Below are 23,893 nucleotides of genomic sequence, written 5' to 3'. Positions count from 1 at the left end.
CCCGCCCGCCTTCGCGTGGGCGATCGTCCCGCTGGGGCGTGGGGGCGCAGCCCGCAGCCCGGGCCGTACGGGTGCAGCCCGTATGCCAGGGAGCTGGGTGTGGGGTGCGGCCCGCGGTCCCGGTGGCGGCGTGCCGCGGGGCGCGGGGCCCGGGAGGGACCCGTTTGGAGCATGTGGGGGGTGGGGGCTGCCTGCGGGAACGGGGAGGGGGCCCGTTCGGCCGAGTGTCCAGTCATGGCGTGAAGACGTTGCGCATCCGTACCCCCGTTCCCCCCGTTTCCCCCGTCCCTCAGGAGGCCCCCGGTGACCGCCCGATCCGCAGGCAAGACGTCCCGTACGCAGAAGACGGCCACGCCGGACCGGACCGCGGTGAGGAAGGCGCCACCACTCGACCCGGGAGAGCGGGCCCGCCTGCTGGCGGGTGAGCACCACGATCCGCACGGCGTGCTGGGCGCGCACCCGGTGAAGGGCGGGATCGCCGTCCGGGTGCTGCGCCCGTGGGCGCAGGAGGTCGCGGTGGTCACGAAGGACCGGCGCGTGGTGCTGCACGACGACGGCGACGGCCTGTTCTCGGCGGTGATCCCGCTGCTGCGCAAGGTCCCGGCGTACGAGCTGCGGGTCCGGTACGAGGCGGACGCGGAGGAGCTCGCGGTGCGGGACCCGTACCGCTTCCTGCCGTCGCTCGGGGAGCTGGACCTGCATCTGATCGGGGAGGGCCGGCACGAGGAGCTGTGGACGGCGTTGGGCTCGCGCGTGATGACGCACGAGGGCGTCGCGGGCACCCGTTTCGCCGTGTGGGCGCCGAACGCCCGAGGGGTGCGGGTCACGGGTGACTTCACGTACTGGGACGGCACGGGGCTGCCGATGCGGTCGCTGGGTTCGACGGGCGTGTGGGAGCTGTTCGTGCCGGGGATCGGCGAGGGCGCCGTCTACAAGTACGACATCACCCGCCCGGACGGTTCGCACACCGTCCGGGCGGATCCGATGGCCCGCCGCACGGAGTGCCCGCCGAACACGGCGTCGATCGTCACCGAGTCGCACTACGTGTGGGACGACGCGGAGTGGATGGAGCGGCGCGGTGCGCGTCCGCACCACGAGGCTCCGCTGTCGGTGTACGAGATGCACCTGCCGTCGTGGCGGCCGGGCCTGACGTACCGCCAGCTGGCGGAGCAGCTGCCGGGCTACGTGCGGGACCTGGGCTTCACGCACGTGGAGTTCATGGCGGTCGCCGAGCATCCGTTCAGCGGCTCGTGGGGCTACCAGGTGACGGGGTTCTACGCGCCGACGGCCCGCATGGGCACTCCGGACGACTTCCGGTTCCTGGTGGACGCGCTGCACGCGGCGGGCATCGGGGTCCTGATGGACTGGGTCCCGGCGCACTTCCCGAAGGACGACTGGGCGCTGGCCGAGTTCGACGGGCGGCCGCTGTACGAGCACGAGGACCCGCGCCGTTCGCACCATCCCGACTGGGGGACGCTGGAGTTCGACTACGGCCGCAAGGAGGTGCGGAACTTCCTGGTGGCGAACGCGGTGTACTGGTGCCAGGAGTTCCACATCGACGGGCTGCGGGTGGACGCGGTGGCCTCGATGCTCTACCTCGACTACTCGCGGGAGCACGGCGACTGGCTGCCGAACGAGTTCGGCGGCCGGGAGAACCTGGACGCGGTCGCCTTCCTCCAGGAGATGAACGCGACGGTGTACCGGCGCTGCCCGGGCATCGTGACGTTCGCCGAGGAGTCGACGGCCTGGGACGGCGTGACGCGGGCGACCGACCAGGTGGGGCCGGGCGGCTTCGGCGGCCTGGGCTTCGGCATGAAGTGGAACATGGGCTGGATGCACGACTCGCTCGGCTACGTCGGGAAGGAGCCGGTGCACCGCAAGTACCACCACCACGAGATGACGTTCTCGATGGTCTACGCGTACAGCGAGAACTACATCCTGCCGATCTCCCACGACGAGGTCGTGCACGGCAAGCGGTCCCTGGTGTCGAAGATGCCCGGCGACTGGTGGCAGCAGCGGGCGAACCACCGGGCCTACCTCGGGTTCATGTGGGCCCATCCCGGCAAGCAACTCCTCTACATGGGGCAGGAGTTCGCCCAGGGTGCGGAGTGGTCGGCCGAGCACGGCCCGGACTGGTGGCTGCTCGACCCGTCGTACGGTGCCGAGGCCGACCACCGGGGCGTGCGGGACCTGGTGCGCGACCTCAACACGGTGTACGCGGCGAGCCCCTCGCTCTGGGAGCGGGACACGGCCCCGGAGGGCTTCCAGTGGGTGGTGGGGGACGCGGCCGAGGACAACGTCTTCGCGTTCCTCCGCTTCGACGCGTACGGCTCGCCGCTGCTCGCCGTGTCCAACTTCTCGCCCGTCGTCCGGCACGACTACCGGCTGGGCGTGCCGGACTCCTTCGCGGCCTGGGCGGAGGTCCTCAACACGGACGCCGCCCGCTACGGCGGCGGCGACGTCGTCGGCACCGACCCGGTGAAGACCGAGTCGGTGCCGTGGCACGGCCGCCAGGCGAGCCTGCGCATGACCCTGCCGCCGCTGGCGACGGTCTGGCTCAGGCCGGCGTGACGGCCTGCCCGGAGGCCGGTGTGACGGCGGGCTCGGTGGCTGGTTCGGCGGCCGGCGTGACGGCCGGGTCCGTGGCCGCCGGCGTGACGGTCGACTGCTCCGCGGCCGCCGGGCGGATGATCCCGAGCCGCTGAGTGGCCCGGGTCAGCGCCACGTACAGGTCGTTGACGCCGTGCGTGGCGCCGGCCCGGATGCCGTCCGGGTCGACGACGAGGACGGTGTCGAACTCCAGGCCCTTGGCCTGCCGGGGGTCGAGGAGGACGACCGGCCTGGTGAGGTCGGGCTTCGGGCCGTACGAGGCGTCGGGGAGGGCGGCGACGAGTCCGGGGTGGAGGGCGGGCGGGGCGATGACGGCGAGCCGGCCCTCCGCGCGGGCTTCGGCGGCGACCGCGTCGGCGGCCTCCTTCACCGGGTCCTCGACGGTCAGGTCCCAGGGTTCCACGCCGGTGGAGCGCACCGAGCTGGGCGGCTCGAAGCCGGGGTCGTCGGCCCGCCGCACCTCGGCGGCGACGGCCATGATCTCGGCGGGCGTGCGGTAGTTGACGCCGAGGCGCACGTGGTCCCAGCGGTCCTGCACGTACGGGGCGAGGATGCTCCGCCAGGCGCCGACGCCGGCCGGGTCGCCGGTCTGGGCGGGGTCGCCGACGAGCGTCATGGACCGGTTGGGGCTGCGGCGCATGAGGAGCCGCCAGGTCATCGCGGAGAGTTCCTGGGCCTCGTCGACGATGATGTGGCCGAAGGCCCAGGTGCGGTCGGCGGCGGCCCGTTCGGCGGCGGTGCGGTGGTCGGCCTCCTCGTGGCGTTCGGCGAACCGTTCCGCGTCGATGATGTCGTGGGCGGAGAGGACCTCGGAGGCGTCCTTGTCGAGCTCCTCCTTGTCCTCGAACTCGTAGGTGCGCGAGGCGAAGGAGACGTCGAGGACGCCCTGCGCGTACTGGATCTGCTTCTGCCGTTCGGCCTCCTCGGCGGCGCGGGCGGCCGAGTCGTCCTCGCCGAGGAGTTCGGCCGCCTCGTCGAGGAGGGGGACGTCGCCGGGGGTCCAGGGGCCGCCGTCGCGCCGGATCGCCGCGGCGTCCGCCTCGGGCAGGTGGGTGGGCTCGGCGAGGTAGTCGGCGAGGAAGTCCTGCGGGGTGAGCGCGGGCCAGAGCGTGCCGATCGCCGCGTACACCTCCGGGTTGGCGGCGATGCCCTTGGCGAGCAGCGCGATGTCGTCGGGGCCGAGGAAGTTGGGTCCGCCGTAGGGGTCGGCGCCGATCCGGTCGGCGAGCTGCTCGGCGAGCGCGTCGAGGATCCGGAAGACGAAGTAGGGGCGGGCGAGGTTGTGCGGGAGGGCGGTCTCGCGGGCCTTGTGGCGGGCCTCCAGGGCCATGTCCCAGTCGATGACCAGGTCGCCGTCGTCGTGCGTGACGATCAGCGGCTCGCCGCGTTCGGGGACCTGCTGGCGGTCGCGTACGGCCGCGGCGAGGGCGGTGGCCATGGCTGCGGAGCCCTTGACCGCGGCGGCCTCCGGGGTGTCGGTGCCGGTGGCACGGACGCCGGGGAAGAGTTCGGCGGGGGTGGCGAGGAGGACGCCGGTCTCGCCGAGGGAGGGCAGGACGTTGCCGATGTAGCCCAGGAACGCCGGGTTGGGGCCGACGATGAGGACGGCCCGCTTGGCGAGCTGCTCGCGGTGGGCGTAGAGGAGGTACGCGGCCCGGTGCAGGGCGACGGCGGTCTTGCCGGTGCCGGGGCCGCCCTCGACGACGAGGACCCCGCGGTGCGGCGAGCGGATGATGGCGTCCTGCTCGGCCTGGATGGTCTGCACGATGTCGTGCATCCGGCCGGTGCGGGCGGCGTCGAGCGCGGCGAGCAGCACCTCGTCGGCGTCCCGGCTCTCGTGGCCGGTGCGGGTGGCGTCGGCGAGGTCGAGCACCTCGTCGTGGAGCGCGGTCACGGTGCGGCCGAGGGTGGTGATGTGCCGGCGTCGGGTCAGCCCCATCGGCTCGTACCCGGTGGCGAGGTAGAAGGGGCGGGCGACCTCGGCGCGCCAGTCGACGACCAGCGGGGTGCGGTTCGGGTCGTCCTCGCGGATGCCGAGCCGCCCGATGTGGTGGTCGCGTCCGTCCTTGAACACGAGCCGCCCGAAGCACAGCCCGGTCTCCCCCGCGTTCAGCGCGGCGAGCAGGCCGGACTGCTCGGCGACCAGCACATCCCGTTCGAGCCGCCCCTGGTTGCCGCCGACCCCCGGCGTGCGCAGGGCCCGCTCGACGGCGGCCTCGGCCTGGTCCCTGAGGTCGTCGAGTCGTGCGTACAGATCGGTGATGAATTGCTGCTCTTTCCGAAATTCCTCGGTTGACAATTCGACTCCCGGCGCGATACAGTGCGTTTATTGAGCTTCTCCGCGCCTCTCGCATGCCCGGACGCGGAATCCATGAATATACGCGACGCAATACCCCGACTGTCAATTCTAGTCGGGGTATTTCTGTATGCGCCTGCCGGCCGACGGTCACCCGGGACGGGGGGATGGGCGGGGTCGGGGCCGGGCGGCGTCAGGTCGGCGGCAGCAGCGGCTTCCGCTCGACCGGGGACGACAGCACGATCGACGTCGTGGTCCGGCCGAGCACCGAGGTCTGCTCCAGGACGTCTTCGAGATGGATCGTGTCGGTGACGGCCACCTTGAGGATCCAGCAGTCCTCGCCGACCACGTGGTGCACTTCCAGGACCTCCGGGCGCGCGGTGAGCTCCAGGGTGCGCGGGTGCTTGAGCGTGTAGCCGCCGTGCGGGTTCACCCGGATGAACGCCTGGATGCCGTAGCCGAGCCGCGCCGGGGACACGTGCGCCCCGTACCCCGTGACCGCCCCGCCCGCCTCCAGGCGGCGCACCCGCTCGGTGACCGCCGCGGGGCTGAGCCGGACCCGCCGGCCGAGCTCGCTGAGCTTGATCCGCCCGTCGGTCTGCAGGAGGTCCAGGATCTGCCGGTCGATGGGGTCGAAAGCGACCGCCGACGTTTCGTCGGCGCCGGCCCGCGAATGCCGTGGTTCCTTCGGTGCGGCGGCCGCGAGTCCCATGTTTCCCCCTTCAATCAGCGAGCGCACAACGTAACACTTGACCTCGGAAACAAGGGAGTTGGGATTCATGGACATTCTGGTCATCGGCGGTAATCGCTATTTCGGAAAGCGGCTCATCACCCTCCTCCGGGAATCCGGCCACCACATCACCGTGCTCAATCGCGGCTCTTCCCCCGCCCCCGCCGGAATCGAGCAGGTCATCGCCGACCGCGACGACGAAGCCGGCCTCGAATCCGCCCTCGCGGGCCGCACCTTCGACGTCGTCGTCGACCAGGTCTGCTACACCCCCCGCCAAGCCGAGATCGCCCTCCGCGTCTTCGGCCCCCGCACCGGCCGCTACGTCATGACCTCGACGGTCGAGGTGTACGAGCACGAGGACTCCCCCACCCCCGTCCCCGAATCAGCCCTCGACCTGGCGACGGTGCACGTCGACACGAACCTGCCCTGGGACGACCCCGAATTCCTCGACACCCACTACGGCGAGGGCAAGCGCCAGGCCGAAGCCGTCTTCGCCACCGCCTCCCCCTTCGCCTGGACCTCGGTACGCGTCGCCCACGTACTCGGCGGCACCGACGACTTCACCGGCCGCCTCGACCACTACGCCCGACACGTCCGCACCGGCGACCCGATCACCGTCCCCGTCGTGAACCACCCCGCGACGTACATATACGTCGACGAAATCGCCTCCTTCCTCGCCTGGACCGTCACCTCCCACTTCACCGGCCCGGTCAACGCCCACTCCCACGGCCCCCTCACCACCGCCGACATCTGCACCGCGATCGAACAGCTCACCGGCGGCCGCACCACCTTCCACCCCGTCGAGGTCGGCGAAGTCTCCCCCTTCTCCTTCCCCCGCTCGTACGCCATGGACAACTCCCGCGCGACCTGCCTCGGTTACTCCTTCACCCATTCCACGGAATGGCTCGCGAGGGCTGTGGCGGAGACGGTTGGGGGTGGGGACGTCATCGGGTCCGCCGCCGGGGATGCGATCGGCGACGCCGCCGGGGATGCCGTCAGGTCCGACGTCGGGTCCGCAGTCAGCGATGCGGCTGGGGACGGCCTCGGGAACGCTGCCGGGTACACCACCGACGGCACCGCAGGGGATGCCACCGGGTCCGCTTCCCGGGACGTCGTCGGATCCGCCTCCCGGGATGCCGACGCCGAGGGCGCTGCCGGGGCGGTGCTCTGATGCGCTACCGGATGCTCGGGGACGTACGGGTCGGGGCGGTCGGGTTCGGCACGATGCCCCTGTCCATCGAAGGGCGGCCCGACGAGGACCGGGCCGTCGCCACCCTCCACGCCGCACTCGACGCAGGCGTCACCCTCCTCGACACCGCCGACTCCTACCACCCGCCGGGCGGCACCCCCGGCGACGGCGAACTCCTCGTCGCCCGGGCCCTGTCGTCGTACCGAGGCCCCACGGACCACGTCCTCGTGGCGACCAAGGGCGGCCGGGGACGTACGCCCGACGGCGGCTGGACGGTCGACGGCCGGCCCGATCACCTCCGCGGGGCGGCCGAGGCCTCGGCGCTACGGCTCCGCGTCGACACCATCGGCCTCTACCAACTCCACAAGCCCGACCCCTCCGTCCCCTACGCCGAATCCCTCGGCGCGGTACGGGACCTCCTCGACGCCGGCACCGTCCGCCTCGCCGGCATCTCGAACGTCGACTCCGCCCAGATCCTCCTGGCCCGCGAGATCCTCGGCGACCGCCTCGTCTCCGTCCAGAACCGCTACTCCCCCGCCGTACGCGACAGCGAGGCCCCACTCCGCCTCTGCGCCGACCTCGGCCTCGCCTTCCTCCCCTGGAGCCCCCTCGGCGGCATCTCCCGATCCTCCCTGGACGGCACCTCCACCCAAGCGGAGGATCCACACTTCGCCGCCTTCCACCGAGTCGCCCGATCCCGACACGTCAGCCCCCAACAGGTCGCCCTCGCCTGGCTCCTCACCCGTTCCGACACCGTCCTCCCGATCCCGGGGGCGAGCCGGCCGTCGACGGTCCAGGACTCCGCGAAGGCAGCGGACCTGCACCTCTCGGACACCGAACTCTCCGACCTGAACACCGCCGTCCCCGACACCGGCGCATGAGAAAAGCGGCCCCCACTCCATGAGGGCCGCTCTCTCCCGAGGCCCGGATCCGGCTCAAGGCCCGGGACTCGCGCCTGGTCGCGGGGCGCGCCCTCGCCCGCCGCGGTGCGCGGCCGCGGGCCGCGGTCCTGCTGCCGGGTGGGGCAGCGGGCTTGGGTGGGGGCAGCGGGCTTGGGTGGGGGCCGCCTACTTGCGTGGCGCCCGCCCGCTTGCGTGGCGCCCGCCCGCTTGCGTGCGGGCCGCGCAGCCTTCGCCCCGTCACCCTCGCCGCGCTGCCTCCGCGCCCGGGACTGCGGGCCGCGCCCGCCCCTCCGGCGGTAGGACGCGCCGCCTGCCGCCGCTCGCGTTGTGGGCAATCGTCCGCCAGGGGCGTGGGGGTCTCCCCGGAGGTGACAGCGGGCCGCGGGCGCCACCCCGGGTGGGGGCCCGAGGGGCGTGCCGCCCACGCATGTGCTCGGGCGCGACAGTGGCGCGGGGCCCTGGGCCCGGGGCGCGCTCCCGCACGAGGCCCCGGACGCGCCACCCGCGCATGGGCCCGGGGCGCCGCGTCCCGTGCGGGGCGCGGCGCCCCGCGGAGGGGCGGGGTGTGGAGGGGTCAGACGCCGGCGCGGGCTTTTTCTTCGCCGGTGGAGGGGCGGGGGGAGGGGACGGGGGCGTGGTCGTCGACGAGGGTTTGTTCGTCGAAGGGGAGGTGGCCGGAGAGGACTTGGGCGACGCGGGTGGTGTCGATCTCTTTGGTCCAGGTGCCGATGAGGACGGTGGCGACGGCGTTGCCGGCGAAGTTGGTGAGGGCGCGGGCTTCGCTCATGAAGCGGTCGATGCCGACGATGAGGCCGACGCCGTCGACGAGTTCGGGGCGGTGGGACTGGAGGCCGCCGGCGAGGGTGGCGAGGCCGGCGCCGGTGACGCCTGCGGCGCCCTTGGAGGCGATGATCATGAAGACGAGGAGGGAGATCTGCTCGGAGAGGGAGAGGGGGTCGCCCATGGCCTCGGCGGTGAAGAGGGAGGCCATGGTGAGGTAGATGGCGGTGCCGTCGAGGTTGAAGGAGTAGCCGGTCGGGACGGTGATGCCGACGACGGGCTTGCTGACACCGAGGTGCTCCATCTTGGCGATGAGGCGGGGGAGCGCCGACTCCGAGGAGGAGGTGGAGAGGATGAGGAGGAACTCGCGGCCGAGGTACTTGAGCAGGGACCAGATGTTGATCCCGGCGACGAGCCGGAGGATGGCGCCGAGGACGACGAAGACGAAGAGGCCGCAGGTCAGGTAGAAGCCGATCATGATGACGGCGAGCGACTTGAGGGCGGCGGCGCCGGTCGCGCCGACGACGGCGGCGATGGCGCCGAACGCGCCGACGGGGGCGGCCCACATGATCATGCCGAGGATGCGGAAGACGAGCCGCTGGATGTGGCCGATGCCGCGCAGGACGGGCTCTCCGGCGCTGCCCATGGCCTGGAGGGCGAAGCCGGCGAGGAGGGCGACGAGGAGGGTCTGGAGGACCTCGCCGCCGGTGAAGGCGGAGACGAGGGTGGTGGGGATGACGCCGAGGAGGAAGTCCGTGGTGGTCTCGCTCGCGCCCTCGGCCTGCTGGGCGCCGGCCTCGGCGACCTCCGGGGTGAGGTGGAGTCCGGAGCCGGGTTCCAGGAGGTTGCCGACGAGGAGGCCGATCGCGAGGGCGACGGTCGACATGAGGAGGAAGTAGCCGAGGGCGAGGCCGCCGACGGCGCCGACCTTGGCGGCCTTCCTGACCGAGCCGACGCCGAGGACGATCGTGCAGAAGATGATCGGCGAGATCATCATCTTGATCAGGTTGACGAACCCGGTGCCCAGCGGCTTGAGCTCGACGGCGACGCCGGGCGCCAGGAAGCCGACCGCGATGCCGAGCAGTACGGCGCCGATGACGGCCAGATACAGATAGTGGGTGCGGTCCCGTCGTGCGGCCACGGGGTCCTCCTCGTGCTGGTGGGTGTCCACGTCCCGGTGGACACCGCGACTATCCAGCAGCCTGTGACCGGGGTCACGGTTGCGTGCGTTTCGTTCACGGCGGCCGGGCCGGGAGGGGGACGAAGGGGACGAGAGGGAAGAGAACGATTCGGGAACGCAATGCTGCGGCGCAAACTCCGCCGTGCACACTTACCCGCATGCGTCTCCCCCTCCCCCGCCCCCGCAGCCTGGCCGGTCAGCTCTTCGCGATGCAGGTCGTGCTGGTGGCCGTCGTCGTGGCGGGGTGCGCGTTCTTCGCGTACGTCACGGACCGGGCGCAGGCCGAGGAGACCGCGCGCCGCCAGTCCACGGCGACCGCGGCGGCGGTCGCGGACTCGCCCTCGGTGGCGGCGGCCGCGCGGTCCGCCGACCCGACGGCCGTGCTCCAGCCGTACACCGAGTCGCTGCGCCGGCACGCGGACGTCGCCTTCGTGGTGATCATGGCGCCGGACGGCACCCGGTGGACGCATCCGGAGCCGGAGCAGATCGGGCGGACGTACCTCGGCCACATCGAGGAGGCGCGGCAGGGGCGCTTCCACTCCGAGACACATCTCGGCGTGCTCGGGCCCTCCGTGCGGACGGTCGCGCCGGTGTACGCCGACGGCCGGGTGGTCGCCCTGGTCAGTGCGGGCATCACCATCGAGAGGATCAGCGAGCAGGTGCGGGAGCAGGTGACCGCCCTGCTCGGCATGGCGGGCGCGGCGCTCGCGCTCGGCGGGGCGGGGACGTACGTGGTGAACGCGCGTCTGCGCCGCCACACGCACGGCATGAACGCGAAGGAACTGAGCCGGATGCACGACTACCACGAGGCCGCGCTGCACGCGGTCAGGGAGGGGCTCGTGATGCTCGACGGCCGGCGGCGGATCGCCCTCATCAACGACGGGGCGCGGGAGCTGCTCGGCCTCGACGACGGCGTCGTCGGCCGCCCGGCGGCCGAACTCGGCCTGCCCGCAGCCCTGACGGGAGCGCTCCTCTCCTCGGAGCCGCGCGTCGACGAGACGCATCTGACGGCCGACCGGGTCCTCGTGGTGAACACCCGCCCGGTGGTGGGCGGGGAGCGGCGCGGCACCGTCGTCACGCTCCGGGACCGTACGGAACTCCAGCTGCTCTCCGGCGAGTTGGACTCCGAGCGGGGGTTCACCGAGGCGCTCCGCTCGCAGGCCCACGAGGCGGCGAACCGGCTGCACACGGTCGTCTCGCTCATCGAACTCGGCCGGGTGGCGGAGGCGGTGGAGTTCGCGACGGCCGAGCTGGAACTCGCCCAGGCCCTGACCGACCGGGTCGTCGACGCCGTCGGGGAGCCGGTGCTCGCGGCGCTGCTCCTCGGCAAAGCCGCGCAGGCCAACGAGCGGGGCGTCGAGCTGGTCCTCACCGAGGACAGCCGCATCGACGACGGCCGGGTGCCGGCGGCGCTGCCCTCGCGGGACCTGGTCACGATCCTCGGCAACCTCATCGACAACGCGGTCGAGGCGGCGGGCGGCACCCCGCACGCGCGGGTGACCGTCACCGTCGCCGCCCGGACCGGTGACGGCGAACTCCTGCTGCGCGTCGGCGACAACGGTCCGGGCGTCCGCCCCGCCGACCGCGACGCCGCCCTCGGCCGCGGCTGGTCGACCCGCGGCCCCGGCCGCGGCCTGGGTCTCGCCCTCGTCGGCCAGGCCGTCTCCCGCGCCTCCGGCACCCTGACCGTCACGGACGCGGCGGCGGGCGGCGCGGAGTTCACCGTACGACTGCCACTGCCGGCGCCGCTGTCGCCCGCCTTGCCTCCGCCGCCGACCTTGCCCCTGCCGCCGCAGCAGGGCGGGGCAGGTCCGGGGGCCGCGGCGGGCGGCACCCCGTCCGGCGGCAGCCCGGCGGGCACCACCACGGCCGATGCCGCCCCGGCAGGCACCGCGTCAGGCGACTCCGCGACCGGCGCCACCCCGGCGGGCGGCACCGCGGCCGACACCATCACAGCCGGCACCACCACCACTCCAACGGGCACCACCGCGCCCGGCGACGCCCCCTCCGGCGGCACCGCGGCGGAGGTGATCGCGTGAGCACCGCGCCCCTGCGGGTCCTCGTCGTCGAGGACGATCCCGTCGCGGCGGACGCGCACGCGCTGTACGCGGGGCGGGTCGAGGGGTTCACGGTCGTCGGAGTGGCGCATTCGCGGGCCGCGGCGGTGCGGATCCTCGACCGGACGCCGGTCGACCTGATCCTCCTGGACCTGTACCTGCCGGACGGGCACGGGCTCCAGCTGCTGCGGTCGCTGCGGGCGGCCGGGCACGCGGCGGACGTGATCGCCGTGACGTCGGCCCGGGACCTGGCGATCGTCCGGGAGGGCGTGTCGCTGGGCGTCGTGCAGTACGTCCTGAAGCCGTTCGCCTTCGCGACCCTGCGGGACCGGCTGGCCCGGTACGCGGAGTTCCGGGCGGCGGCCGGGGAGGCCTCCGGGCAGGACGAGGTGGACCGGGCGCTCGCCGCGCTGCGGGCCCCGCAGCCGGCCACGCTCCCCAAGGGCCTCAGCGGCCCGACCCTGGAGTCGGTCACCCGCACCCTGCGGGACACGCCGGCCGGGCTCACGGCGGCGGAGGCGGGGACGGCGGTCGGGATCTCCCGGATCACCGCGCGCCGCTATCTGGAGCACCTGGTCACCGAGGGCCGGGCGGTGCGGGCGCCGCAGTACGGGCAGATAGGGCGGCCCGAGCTCCAGTACCGCTGGCTCGACGGACGGGCCCGCGGTTACTGATCGGTTCCGACGTTCCTACGACCTCGGGTGTTGGGCGAACGCACCGTAGCCAGCCGTCACCCTCCGCACCTACCGTGGCCGGGTGCACCAACCCTCCCCACCCTTCGACGCCCAGGCCGCGCGCCGGCTGCGCGAGGCCCTCGGCATGGCCCACGGCCACGTCGCCTACGGCCTGCGCGCCCAGTACGGCATCCTCGTCACCCCCGACACCGTCGCCGCCTGGGAGCGCGGCCGGGCCGTCCCCGGCGAACAGGAGCTCACCGCCCTCGCGGGCGTCCTGTGGTGCTCCCCCGCCGAGCTGATCGCCACCGCCTCCACCCTCCGCGAGCACCGGATGGCCCGCGGGCTGTCCTCCGAGGACCTGGCCCGCCTCGTCGGCGTGGCCGCCCACGCGTACCGGCGGATGGAGGACGAGGGCCGGTGGCGCGGCACCGAGCGCCAGACGGCCGCCCTCGCCGAGGTCCTCGGCCTCGGCCCGCGCGCCCTCATCACCGCGACCGGCGGCGACGAGTCCCTCGCCGAGCTGCTGCGGGACGCCGCCACCACCCGCTGGCAGGCCTATGTGAAACCGGCCGTGAAGATGCTGCCGCTGCCCAAGCGGACCCTGGAGTCCGTGCTCCAGCGGCTCCACACCGACTACCACGCCCGGATGGCCGCCACCAGCAGCTGGGGCGCGTCGGGCGCGACCGGCGACGAGGGCCGCGCGTACCTCGACGGCATCACCGGCCACTTCTGGGCGGCGGTGGGCGCCTAGCCGGGCGACCGCCTTCAGGACCGCGGCAGGTTCCCGGCTCGGCGACCGCTTCCCGGGCCGTGGCGGATTCCCGGCCCGGCGAGTGCCCTCCGGTCCGTAGCGGGTTTCCAGCTCGGCGAGTGCCCTCCGGGCGGGTGGCGGGTTTCTTGATCGACTGCCGGGTCCGGGCGGCGGCGGGCTTCCTGGATCACCGCGGCCCCGGGCCGTAGATTGGCGCCCGTGAGACGACACATAACGTTCGACCGACTCCACAACTTCCGTGACCTGGGCGGCTATCGGACCGCCGACGGCGGGACCGTGCGGTGGGAGACCCTCTACCGCGCCGACTCCCTGGCCAAGCTCGCGGACGCCGAACCGGCGGACCGGCAGCGGTTCCGCGCGCTGGGCGTGGCCACCGTGATCGACCTGCGCTACCCGTGGGAGATCGACGCGAAGGGGCGCCTGCCGGAGACCGAGGGCATCGCCTGGCACAACTTCTCCATCGAGCACCGCCCGTACGACCAGGCGGAGATCGACCCGGAGCTCGACCCGTGGCGCTACCTCGCGGACCGGTTCGCCGAGGTCGCCGAGGACGGTGCGGAGGAGCTCCGTGCGGCGCTGGAGGTCATCGCCGCGACCGACGGGCCGCTGGTCTTCCACTGCGCCTCGGGCAAGGACCGGACGGGGCTGCTCGCCGCCGTCGTCCTCGGTCTCCTCGACGTCGCCGACGAGGACGTCCTCGCCGACTTCGCCCTGACCGAGCTGGCCACCGAGCGCCTCGTCGCCGACTGGCACGCCACCCACCCCGGCCGCGAACTCCGCTGGCCCGGCTACGGCCGCGCGCCCGCCGACGTCATCCGCCTCTTCCTCGCCGACCTGCGCGCACGGTACGGCTCGGTGTACGGGTACGTCACCGGCCACGTCGGGCTCGACCCGGCGGTGGTGGTGAGGCTCAGGGCCCGCCTGGTGGAAGGCCCGTAGGTCCCACCCGGGGCCCGTCGAGTCAGTAGGCTCTTGCCGCGTTCGCGGCGGAGGGCACGGGGCCGGGCGGGCGGCGGAAAGGGACAGAGGGCGCCTCGGCGCCGTGGGGGGCTTGCGATGGAACCGCTCGACGACTCCGAGGCGACCCGGGTCGGTCCGTACCGGCTGCTCGCCGAGCTCGGCCACGGGGGCATGGGCCGCGTGCTCCTGGGCGCGGCCCACGACGGCCGGCTGGCGGCCGTCAAGCTGGTGCACGCCCGGTTCGCGTCCGACGCCGACTTCCGGGCCCGCTTCCGGCGCGAGGTCGCCGCTTCCCGACGGGTCTCCGGCGCGTACACGGCGGCCGTGATGGACGCCGACGCGGACGCCGAACTCCCTTGGCTCGCCTCGGTGTTCGTCACCGGCCCCTCACTGGGTTCGGTGGTGCGGGAGGCGGGTCCGCTGCCCGAGGCGGCCGTGCGCAGGCTCGCCCTCGGACTGGCGACGGCGCTCGTCGAGATCCACCGGGTGGGACTGATCCACCGCGACCTCAAGCCGGAGAACGTCCTGCTCGCCGAGGACGGGGTCCGGGTCATCGACTTCGGCATCGCGCGGGCCGCGGAGCCCGGGGGCGGCGCGGAGCCGACGCGGCTGACCCAGACCGGCTGGGTGATCGGCTCCCCGCCGTTCATGTCGCCCGAGCAGGCGGAGAGCAGGGAACTCACCCCCGCCAGCGACGTGTTCTCGCTCGGCGCGATCCTGGTGCTCGCGCTGACCGGCGACTCCCCGTTCGCCGGCACCTCGACCTTCCGGATCCTCTCCAACGTGGTGCACGGCGTGCCCGATCTGAGCGGCGTGCCCGCCGGACTGCGCGGGATCGTCGAGGCGTGCCTCGCGAAGGACCCGACCGCCCGGCCCACCCCCGCCCGGCTCATCGAACTCCTCGGCCCGGTCGCGCCCGCCGCCCGCGTCTGGCCCCCGGCGGTCCACACGATGGTCGCCGAACAGCAGGCCCGCATCGCCGCGTTGCTCGACGGTCCCCCCGGCCGGGAGCCCACCCTCGTCGTACCGCCCAGCCGCCCGCCGGTGGAGGCACCGACACCGACACCCCTGTCGACACCGGCGTCGGCATCGACACCGGCCGGTGCCACCACCGCCGACCCCGCCCCCGCCGCCGTGCCCGTGGCCTCGGCCACGGCTGCTCCCGCCGTCTCACCGGCCGCCGTTTCGGACTCGCCCGCCGCCTCGTCCCCCACCTCCCCCGCCGCCGCTCCGGCCCCCGACTCCCCCGCCGCCATGGCAACCGTGACCGCCCCGGGCCGGGTTCCCACCACCGCGCCGGACGCCCCGCCGCCTCCGCCGGCGCCCCGGCGGAGGCGCGGAAGGACCCTCGCCCTCGTGACCGCTGGGGTGCTGGTCGTGGCGGGGGCCGGTGTCGGCGGGTACTTCCTGCTGAGGCCCGCGGGCGACACGTACCGCACGCTGCCCACCTGCGCGGAGTCGGCCTTCCGACTGCCCTCGTACGAGCGGGAGACGGAGCGGGACTTCTCCGTCGTCCGCGCAGAAGGCCCGGAGACCCGCTGCTTCTGGTCCGCCGGGAAGCCGGACGACAAGAACGGCAAGGCCGCCGAGATCTGGTGGAACCTCAAGCTCCCCACCGGCACGAAGGGGGCCGCGACGGACCGCCAACGGGCCGATTTCGCCGAGCAGTCCACCGGCGGACGGGCCGCGGACCTCGCCTTCGGCGACGAGGCGTACTGGGCGCCGCCGTCGGCCTACGAGGACTGCTCGCTGCAGGTGCGCGACGGCAACCTCGTCGTCCGCGCCGCGGTCTCCTACGGGGACGACGTGGCGGACCCCGCGAGGACCTGCGAACCGGAGGCCGTACAGATCGCCGAACGCGCACTCGCCGCCCTCCGCTGAGGGCGATCGCGCCGCCCTCCCCGGCCCGCTCAGTCCCGCCGGTCGAAGTCGAAGAGCTGGCCGGCGGCGTCCGGTGCGCAGGGTGCCTGGGCGAGGCGGGCCCAGGCGGTCGTGCGGTCGCCGGTGACCGTGACGCAGCTGCCGGGCGTCGCGGAGCCGACCGGGACGATCCGGTAGCCCTCGACGGGGGTGCCGTACGGCTCCAGGGTGAACTCCTCGACCCGGCTCGGGTCGCCGCACTCGGAGTCCTCGAAGGCGGCGCCGGCTATCCGGCCGCCCGAGGGTATGCCGGAGCAGCCGGGGCCGTGGTCGGGGTGGTCCGAAACGATCCTCCACCGGCCCCCGCCGGTCTCCGCCAGCGAGTAGAGCGGGACGCCCGCCGCCGCGCACGGCACCTGGTGGATCTGGCCGCTCCTGGCCCCGCGCCGCTCTCCGAGGCAGTGGTCCGTGCCGACCACCCGGATGCGTACGTCCCCGGCGGCCGGCGCCGTGACCGTACGGGGCGGATGCCCGCCGTGCCCGTCCTTCAGGACGGCCACGACGCTGACCCCGGCGAGCACGAGCCCGGTCAGCGCGACCGCCGCGACGAGCGTCCTGCGTATCCGGGAGCGGGGGCCGCGCCCGCCGTCCGCCTCCTCCACCGGCGGCTCGCCCGGCCAGGGGGGCACGACCGGCGACGGGTCCGAGCCGCCCGAGCCGCTCGCACCATCCGAGCCGTCCGAGCCACTCGATCCGCCCGAGCCGCCCGAGCCGCCCGAGCCGCCCGAAGCGTCCGCCGCGTCCGCCGCGTCCGTCGCGTCCAGCGCCGCCGGGCCTCCCGGCACCCCCGCCGTCTCCTGCTCTCCCGCCGCCGTTGCCGTCTCCGAACCCCCCACCGCTTCCGGCTCCCCCGCTCCCGCCCCCGCCCCCGCCGGCTGTCGGCCGCCGCGCGCCAGGCGTGCCCGTACGGTCCGCCAGGTCTCCAGGTCCTCCGGGGTGACCCCGCAGGCGCGGGCGAAGGCGGTGAGGAGTTCGTCGCGGGGCAGGGTGGGGCGGGCGAGCATGCTGGCCACGGTCGAGCGGGGCAGGACGTCGCCGTGGGCCTGCGCGCGGGCCGAGAGGTCGCGACAGGTCAGGCGGGACCAGTCCTTGAGGGCCTGGAGCCGTGCGAGGAACTCGGCGGGGTCGCGTGCGTCCCGCGGGTCAGGGACCCGTTCCCCCGGCGTCATCGCCTCTCCCCCTTCCGCCGGACAGGGTTGGGACATGTCCGGGACAGGCCCCAAGCCTTGTTGATCGGGGGCCCGGACTCAAGAGTGGATCCCGGCGATTCCGCCGGGGCCGGTGACGCCCCGGGCAGGACAGCCGAGTGGCCCCGACCGTCCACGGGGGACGGTCGGGGCCACTCTCGGATGTCGGGGTCCCGGTCCGGATCCGGGACGGCTCGGGACGGAGGTCCCGACGGGCCGGGCCACAGGAGCCCACCTCAGGACCCGGCCGCAGGAGCCGACCTCAGGACCCGGCCGCAGGAGCCGACCTCAGGACCCGGCCACAGGGCGCGACCGCAAGTCCGGCCGGTGGACCCGAGCGGTGGTCCCCACCGCGGGCCCTCACCGCAGGCCCCCGCCGGACGCCTCACCGGACCGGCCCGCCGCCCCGCCCCTCCGAACCCGCCCGTCAGAAGACCGACTCGGCCTCGCGCATGCGGTCCGCGGGGACCGTCTTGAGCTGGGTGACGGCCTCGGCCAGGGGAACCATCTCGACGTTCGTGCCGCGCAGGGCCGTCATGCGGCCGAAGTCGCCGCGGTGGGCGGCCTCGACCGCGTGCCAGCCGAAGCGGGTGGCGAGCACCCGGTCGTACGCGGTCGGCGTGCCGCCGCGCTGGACGTGGCCGAGGATGACGGGGCGGGCCTCCTTGCCGAGGCGCCGCTCCAGCTCGACGGCGAGCTGGTTGCCGATGCCCTGGAAGCGCTCGTGGCCGAACTGGTCGATCTCGCCCTTCGCGTACTCCATCGAGCCCTCGGCCGGGTGCGCGCCCTCGGCGACGCAGATGACGGCGAACTTCTTGCCGCGGGCGAAGCGCTCCTCGACCATCTTGACGAGGTCGTCGACCTCGAAGGGGCGCTCGGGCAGGCAGATGCCGTGGGCGCCGCCGGCCATGCCGGACTCCAGGGCGATCCAGCCGGCGTGGCGGCCCATCACCTCGACGACCATCACCCGCTGGTGGGACTCGGCGGTGGTCTTGAGGCGGTCCATGGCCTCGGTGGCGACGCCGACGGCGGTGTCGAAGCCGAAGGTGCGGTCGGTGGAGGAGATGTCGTTGTCGATGGTCTTCGGGACGCCGACGACGGGCATGCCGGCGTCGGAGAGCATCCGGGCGGCGGTCAGGGTGCCTTCGCCGCCGATGGGGATGAGGACGTCGATGCCGTACTGGCGGGCCAGGTCGGGGGCGGACTCGGCGGCTTCGCGGAGCCGGTTCCGCTCCAGGCGGGCCGAGCCGAGGATGGTGCCGCCGCGGGCCAGGATGCCGCTGACGGCGTTGAGGTCGAGGGGGCGGTAGTGACCGTCGAGGAGGCCCTTGAACCCGTCCTCGAAGCCGATGACTTCGTCGTCGTGGCCGGTCAGCGCCCGGTGCACGACCGACCGGATCACTGCGTTCAGGCCGGGGCAGTCGCCGCCTGCGGTGAGAACTCCGATGCGCATCGTGCTGTGTCTCCTGCTCGGTCGCGGTCCGTGGTGAGCCTCGGCAATTCTCACACGGCGGACCTGAGGGCCGTGCTCGTCGCCCTTCCGCGCGTCCCTCCGGGCAGCCTTCGGAAGGCCTTTCGTCCCGGGCTTCGGGCCCTTCGCCCGGCGGGCGACGTAACCATCGGCGGAGGTATTGTCAAGGGGGTAATGCCGCCCTATCGGGGCTTTCTGAGCACTGTCGATTGACGCACGGGCCGCGGAGTGCCGCGAGGCACCGCTCGGCCCTTCCGCAGGACTGGACAGGAGACCACGGCGTGACGCGCAGCGTGTACGTGACCGGGATCGACCGCGGTGACGGCCGCCAGGTCGTCGAGCTGGGAGTCATGGAGCTCCTCACCCGCCAGGTGGACCGGGTGGGGGTGTTCCGGCCGCTGGTGCACGACGGTCCCGACCGGCTCTTCGACCTGCTGCGCGCCCGCTACCGGCTCTCGCAGGACCCGGCGACGGTCTACGGCATGGACTACCACGAGGCGTCCGCGCTCCAGGCCGAGCGGGGCACCGACGCGCTGGTGTCCGAGCTGGTCGACCGGTTCCACGCGGTCACCCGCGACTACGAGGTCGTCCTGGTCCTCGGCACCGACTTCGCCGCCACGCAGCTCCCGGACGAGCTCGCGCTCAACGCGCGCCTCGCCAACGAGTTCGGCGCCTCCGTCATACCGGTGGTCGGCGCCAAGGGCCAGTCGGCGGAGTCCGTACGGGCCGAGGCGCGCAACGCCTTCCGGGCGTACGACGGGCTGGGCTGCGACGTGCTCGCGATGGTCGTCAACCGGGTGGCCGCCGAGGACCTCGAGGCGCTGGAGCGGCTCGCGACCCGGGTCCCCGTGCCCTGCTACGTCCTGCCGGACGAGCCGGCGCTCGCCGCGCCCACCGTCGCCCAGATCACCCACGCGCTCGGCGCCTCCGTCGTCCTCGGCGACGACGCGGGCCTCGCGCGCGACGCCCTGGACTTCGTGTTCGGCGGCGCGATGCTGCCGAACTTCCTCAAGGCGCTGACGCCCGGCTGCCTCGTCGTCACCCCCGGGGACCGGGCCGACCTGGTGGTCGGCGCGCTCGCCGCGCACTCGGCGGGCACCCCGCCGATCGCCGGTGTGCTGCTCACCCTCGACGAGCGGCCCGGCGAGGAGATCCTGACCCTGGCGGCCCGCCTCGCGCCCGGCACCCCGGTCATCTCGGTCCCCGGCAACAGCTTCCCGACGGCGGCCGAGCTCTTCTCCCTCGAAGGCAAGCTGAACGCCGCCACCCCGCGCAAGGCGGAGACGGCCCTCGGCCTGTTCGAGCGGCACGTCGACACCGCCGACCTGCTCAAGCGGATCTCGGTCGCCCGCAGCGGCCGGGTCACGCCGATGATGTTCGAGCACGAACTCCTCGAACAGGCGCGGGCCGACCGGCGCCGGGTCGTGCTCCCCGAGGGCACCGAGGAGCGGGTGCTGCGCGCCGCCGACGTCCTGATCCGCCGGGACGTGTGCGACCTGACGCTCCTCGGTGACGTGGAGGCCATCCGCAAGAAGGCCGCCGACCTGAGCGTGGAGCTGGGCGACACGCAGCTGATCGACCCGCAGACCTCGGAGCTGCGCGACTCGTTCGCGGAGAAGTACGCGACGCTCCGGGCCCACAAGGGCGTCACCGTCGAGCTCGCCTACGACGTCGTCTCGGACGTCAACTACTTCGGCACGCTGATGGTCCAGGAGGGTCTGGCCGACGGCATGGTGTCCGGTTCGGTGCACTCGACGGCGGCGACGATCCGCCCGGCGTTCGAGATCATCAAGACGAAGCCGGACGCCTCGATCGTCTCCTCGGTGTTCTTCATGTGCCTGGCCGACAAGGTCCTCGTGTACGGCGACTGCGCGGTCAACCCGGACCCGAACGCCGAGCAGCTCGCGGACATCGCGGCCCAGTCGGCGGCCACCGCGGCCCGCTTCGGTGTGGAGCCGCGGATCGCGATGCTCTCGTACTCGACGGGCACCTCCGGTTCGGGCGCGGACGTCGACAAGGTGCGGGAGGCCACCAAGCTGGTCCGCGAGGCCCATCCGGAGCTGCGGATCGAGGGGCCGATCCAGTACGACGCCGCCGTCGAGCCGTCCGTGGCGGCGACGAAGCTGCCGGATTCGGAGGTGGCCGGGCAGGCGTCCGTGCTGATCTTCCCGGACCTCAACACCGGCAACAACACCTACAAGGCCGTGCAGCGCTCGGCCGGCGCCGTGGCCGTCGGCCCGGTGCTCCAGGGCCTGCGCAAGCCCGTGAACGACCTCTCGCGGGGCGCGCTCGTCAGCGACATCGTCAACACGGTCGCCATCACGGCGATCCAGTCCCAGGTCCCCTCCCAGGGTCAGGAGCTCCCCGCATGACCGACCAGCCGTCTCCCGCGAGCGCGCCCACCCGTGTCCTCGTCCTCAACTCCGGTTCCTCGTCGCTGAAGTACCAGCTGCTCGACATGGGTGACGACAGCCGCCTCGCCCAGGGGCTCGTCGAGCGGATCGGCGAGGCGACCTCGCGGCTCGTGCACACGCCGCTCCAGGGCGGGGGCGGCGAGAAGCGCGAGACGACCGGTCCGATCGCGGACCACGCGGCCGCGCTGAAGGCGGTCTCGGAGGAGCTGGCGGCGGACGGGCTCGGCCTGGACTCCCCCGAACTGGCCGCGATCGGCCACCGCGTGGTGCACGGCGGGCTGCGGTTCACCGAGCCGACGGTGATCGACGACGAGGTGCTCGCGGAGATCGAGCGGCTGGTGCCGGTGGCGCCGCTGCACAATCCGGCGAACCTCACCGGCATCCGTACGGCGATGGCGCTGCGGCCCGACCTGCCGCAGGTGGCGGTCTTCGACACCGCGTTCCACACGACGATGCCGGAGGCGGCGGCCCGGTACGCGATCGACCGGGAGACCGCCGACGCGCACCGGATCCGGCGGTACGGGTTCCACGGCACGTCGCACGCGTACGTCTCGCGCGAGACGGCGAAGCTGCTCGGGAAGGCGCCGGAGGAGGTGAACGTGATCGTGCTGCACCTGGGGAACGGCGCGTCCGCCTCGGCGGTGGCGGGCGGTCGCTGCGTGGACACCTCGATGGGCCTGACGCCCCTCGAAGGCCTGGTGATGGGCACCCGCTCGGGCGACGTCGATCCGGCGGTCACCTTCCACCTGAAGCGGGTGGCGGGCATGTCGGTGGACGAGATCGACGTGCTGCTGAACAAGAAGTCCGGCCTGGTGGGGCTGTGCGGCGACAACGACATGCGGGAGATCCGGCGGCGCGTCGACGAGGGCGACGAGCGGGCGGCGCTCGCCTTCGACGTGTACATCCACCGTCTGAAGAAGTACATCGGCGCGTACTACGCGGTGCTCGGCCGGGTGGACGCGGTGGCGTTCACGGCGGGGGTCGGCGAGAACGCGGCCCCGGTGCGGGAGGCTGCGATCGCGGGTCTGGAGGAGCTCGGGCTCGCGGTGGACGCGGACCTCAACTCCGTGCGTTCCGACGAGGCGCGGATCATCTCGCCGAACTACGCGCGGGTGGTCGTGGCCGTGGTGCCGACGGACGAGGAGCTGGAGATCGCGCGCCAGAGCTACGCGCTCGTTCACGGCACCGAGCGCTCGAACGAGTGAACGCCTGAGCGGGCCCGCGCCCATTTGTACTTTCCGCCAGACGGAATATTCCGCAGTGAAACAAACCGATAGGATCCGCCTCATGCGCCGTTCCAAAATCGTCTGCACGCTGGGCCCCGCCGTCGACTCGTATGAGCAGCTGAAGGCTCTCATCGAGGCCGGCATGAACGTGGCCCGATTCAACTTCAGCCACGGATCCCAGGCAGAGCACCAGGAGCGGTACGACCGCGTCCGGCAGGTCTCCGCGGACACCGGGCGCGCCGTCGGCGTCCTCGCCGACCTCCAGGGCCCCAAGATCCGCCTCGAGACCTTCGCCGAGGGACCGGTCGAGCTGGTGCGCGGTGACGAGTTCACCATCACCACCGACGACGTCCCCGGCGACAAGTCGATCTGCGGCACCACCTACAAGGGTCTGCCCGGCGACGTCTCCAAGGGCGACCAGGTCCTCATCAACGACGGCAACGTCGAGCTCCGGGTCACCGAGGTCGACGGCCCGCGCGTCCGGACCATCGTCATCGAGGGCGGTGTCGTCTCCGACCACAAGGGCATCAACCTGCCCGGCGCTGCCGTCAACGTGCCCGCCCTGTCGGAGAAGGACGTCGACGACCTCCGCTTCGCCCTGCGGATGGGCTGCGACATGGTCGCGCTCTCCTTCGTCCGCGACGCGAACGACGTCAAGGACGTCCACAAGGTGATGGACGAGGAGGGCCGCCGGGTCCCCGTCATCGCCAAGGTCGAGAAGCCGCAGGCGGTCGAGAACATGGAGGCCGTCGTCGCGGCCTTCGACGCGGTCATGGTGGCCCGTGGCGACCTCGCCGTGGAGTACCCGCTGGAGCGGGTCCCGATGGTGCAGAAGCGCCTGGTGGAGATGTGCCGCCGCAACGCCAAGCCGGTCATCGTCGCGACCCAGATGATGGAGTCGATGATCACCAACTCCCGTCCGACCCGCGCCGAGGCGAGCGACGTCGCCAACGCGATCCTGGACGGCGCGGACGCGGTCATGCTGTCGGCCGAGTCCTCGGTCGGCGCCTACCCGATCGAGACCGTGAAGACGATGTCGAAGATCGTCGCCGCGGCCGAGGAGGAGCTCCTCTCCAAGGGCCTGCAGCCCCTGGTCCCGGGCAAGAAGCCGCGCACCCAGGGCGGCTCCGTCGCCCGCGCGGCCTGCGAGATCGCCGACTTCCTGGACGGCAAGGCGCTGGTCGCCTTCACCCAGTCCGGCGACACGGCCCGCCGCCTCTCCCGCTACCGCACGCAGCAGCAGATCCTCGCCTTCACCACCGACGAGGGCACCCGCAACCAGCTCACCCTGAGCTGGGGCGTCGAGTCCTTCCTCGTCCCGTTCGTGGAGACCACGGACGCCATGGTCGACCTCGTCGACGCCGAGCTCCTCAAGCTCCAGCGCTACAACGCCGGTGACACCATGGTCATCACCGCCGGTTCGCCCCCCGGCGTCCCCGGCACCACCAACATGGTCCGCGTCCACCACCTCGGCGGCGCCGAGACCGCCTGAGGCACGGCGAAGCCCCCGTCCGGTGCGGAC

At 73.3% G+C, this 23,893-nt stretch carries 15 protein-coding genes and 1 pseudogene; 11 read left to right on the top strand and 5 right to left on the bottom strand.

The genetic code is table 11. The annotated features are described in order from the left end of the window. The first annotated feature begins 303 nt into the window (after positions 1-303). Complete coding sequence (gene glgB, locus ACIQFX_RS33355) at positions 304-2,571, top strand: 1,4-alpha-glucan branching enzyme (RefSeq protein WP_402470966.1); 2,268 nt, start codon at positions 304-306, stop codon at positions 2,569-2,571. Here the strand turns inward: glgB and ACIQFX_RS33350 are convergent. After that, positions 2,558-4,909: a UvrD-helicase domain-containing protein gene (locus ACIQFX_RS33350; protein ID WP_402470963.1), complete on the bottom strand. Its 2,352-nt coding sequence runs from the start codon at positions 4,907-4,909 to the stop codon at positions 2,558-2,560. The two genes, glgB and ACIQFX_RS33350, sit on opposite strands and share 14 nt — an antisense overlap. Positions 4,910-5,099: 190 nt before the next feature. Continuing rightward, complete coding sequence (locus ACIQFX_RS33345) at positions 5,100-5,618, bottom strand: Lrp/AsnC family transcriptional regulator (RefSeq protein WP_402470960.1); 519 nt, start codon at positions 5,616-5,618, stop codon at positions 5,100-5,102. A 67-nt stretch (positions 5,619-5,685) separates the two neighbouring features. Between ACIQFX_RS33345 and ACIQFX_RS33340 the strand changes: the two are divergent. Next, positions 5,686-6,570, top strand: a pseudogene (locus ACIQFX_RS33340) (NAD-dependent epimerase/dehydratase family protein); the annotation flags it as partial. 236 nt (positions 6,571-6,806) lie between these two features. Then, positions 6,807-7,706, top strand: a complete 900-nt coding sequence (locus tag ACIQFX_RS33335) for an aldo/keto reductase (protein ID WP_402470957.1) — start codon at positions 6,807-6,809, stop codon at positions 7,704-7,706. Positions 7,707-8,301: 595 nt separating this feature from the next. Here ACIQFX_RS33335 and ACIQFX_RS33330 read toward each other — a convergent pair. Continuing rightward, positions 8,302-9,648: a cation:dicarboxylate symporter family transporter gene (locus tag ACIQFX_RS33330; RefSeq protein ID WP_402470954.1), complete on the bottom strand. Its 1,347-nt coding sequence runs from the start codon at positions 9,646-9,648 to the stop codon at positions 8,302-8,304. A gap of 197 nt (positions 9,649-9,845) precedes the next feature. Between ACIQFX_RS33330 and ACIQFX_RS33325 the strand changes: the two genes are divergently transcribed. From ACIQFX_RS33325 to ACIQFX_RS33305, 5 genes are all read left to right on the top strand, one after another. Next, positions 9,846-11,726, top strand: coding sequence for an ATP-binding protein (locus tag ACIQFX_RS33325; protein WP_402470952.1), 1,881 nt, complete (start codon positions 9,846-9,848; stop codon positions 11,724-11,726). Then, positions 11,723-12,418: a response regulator gene (locus ACIQFX_RS33320; RefSeq protein ID WP_402470949.1), complete on the top strand. Its 696-nt coding sequence runs from the start codon at positions 11,723-11,725 to the stop codon at positions 12,416-12,418. Before ACIQFX_RS33325 ends, ACIQFX_RS33320 begins: the two co-directional genes overlap by 4 nt. A 145-nt stretch (positions 12,419-12,563) precedes the next feature. Beyond that, positions 12,564-13,172, top strand: coding sequence for a helix-turn-helix transcriptional regulator (locus ACIQFX_RS33315; RefSeq protein WP_402471009.1), 609 nt, complete (start codon positions 12,564-12,566; stop codon positions 13,170-13,172). 219 nt (positions 13,173-13,391) lie between these two features. Then, positions 13,392-14,132, top strand: a complete 741-nt coding sequence (locus ACIQFX_RS33310) for a tyrosine-protein phosphatase (protein ID WP_402470946.1) — start codon at positions 13,392-13,394, stop codon at positions 14,130-14,132. Between the two features lie 117 nt (positions 14,133-14,249). Continuing rightward, positions 14,250-16,034: a serine/threonine-protein kinase gene (locus ACIQFX_RS33305; RefSeq protein WP_402470944.1), complete on the top strand. Its 1,785-nt coding sequence runs from the start codon at positions 14,250-14,252 to the stop codon at positions 16,032-16,034. A gap of 29 nt (positions 16,035-16,063) precedes the next feature. Here ACIQFX_RS33305 and ACIQFX_RS33300 read toward each other — a convergent pair whose 3' ends face one another. Continuing rightward, positions 16,064-17,242: an RICIN domain-containing protein gene (locus tag ACIQFX_RS33300; RefSeq protein ID WP_402470941.1), complete on the bottom strand. Its 1,179-nt coding sequence runs from the start codon at positions 17,240-17,242 to the stop codon at positions 16,064-16,066. 445 nt (positions 17,243-17,687) lie between these two features. Then, positions 17,688-18,713, bottom strand: coding sequence for an ATP-dependent 6-phosphofructokinase (locus tag ACIQFX_RS33295; protein ID WP_402470940.1), 1,026 nt, complete (start codon positions 18,711-18,713; stop codon positions 17,688-17,690). 299 nt (positions 18,714-19,012) lie between these two features. On the opposite strand from ACIQFX_RS33295, the gene pta reads away from it, so the two are divergent. The 3 genes from pta to pyk all read left to right on the top strand — a co-directional run bounded on the left by pta (position 19,013) and on the right by pyk (position 23,863). Continuing rightward, positions 19,013-21,103, top strand: a complete 2,091-nt coding sequence (gene pta, locus ACIQFX_RS33290; RefSeq protein ID WP_402470937.1) for a phosphate acetyltransferase — start codon at positions 19,013-19,015, stop codon at positions 21,101-21,103. Continuing rightward, positions 21,100-22,350: an acetate kinase gene (locus ACIQFX_RS33285; protein WP_402470935.1), complete on the top strand. Its 1,251-nt coding sequence runs from the start codon at positions 21,100-21,102 to the stop codon at positions 22,348-22,350. The genes pta and ACIQFX_RS33285 overlap by 4 nt, the downstream gene beginning before the upstream one ends. Positions 22,351-22,432: 82 nt before the next feature. Next, positions 22,433-23,863: a pyruvate kinase gene (pyk, locus tag ACIQFX_RS33280; RefSeq protein ID WP_402470933.1), complete on the top strand. Its 1,431-nt coding sequence runs from the start codon at positions 22,433-22,435 to the stop codon at positions 23,861-23,863. Positions 23,864-23,893 lie beyond the last annotated feature (30 nt).

Source organism: Streptomyces sp. NPDC093089 (assembly GCF_044754405.1).
Taxonomy (GTDB): Bacteria; Actinomycetota; Actinomycetes; order Streptomycetales; family Streptomycetaceae; genus Streptomyces.
The sequence above is the reverse complement of the archived record's forward strand: the minus strand, read 5'-3'. Positions and strand labels throughout refer to the sequence as shown.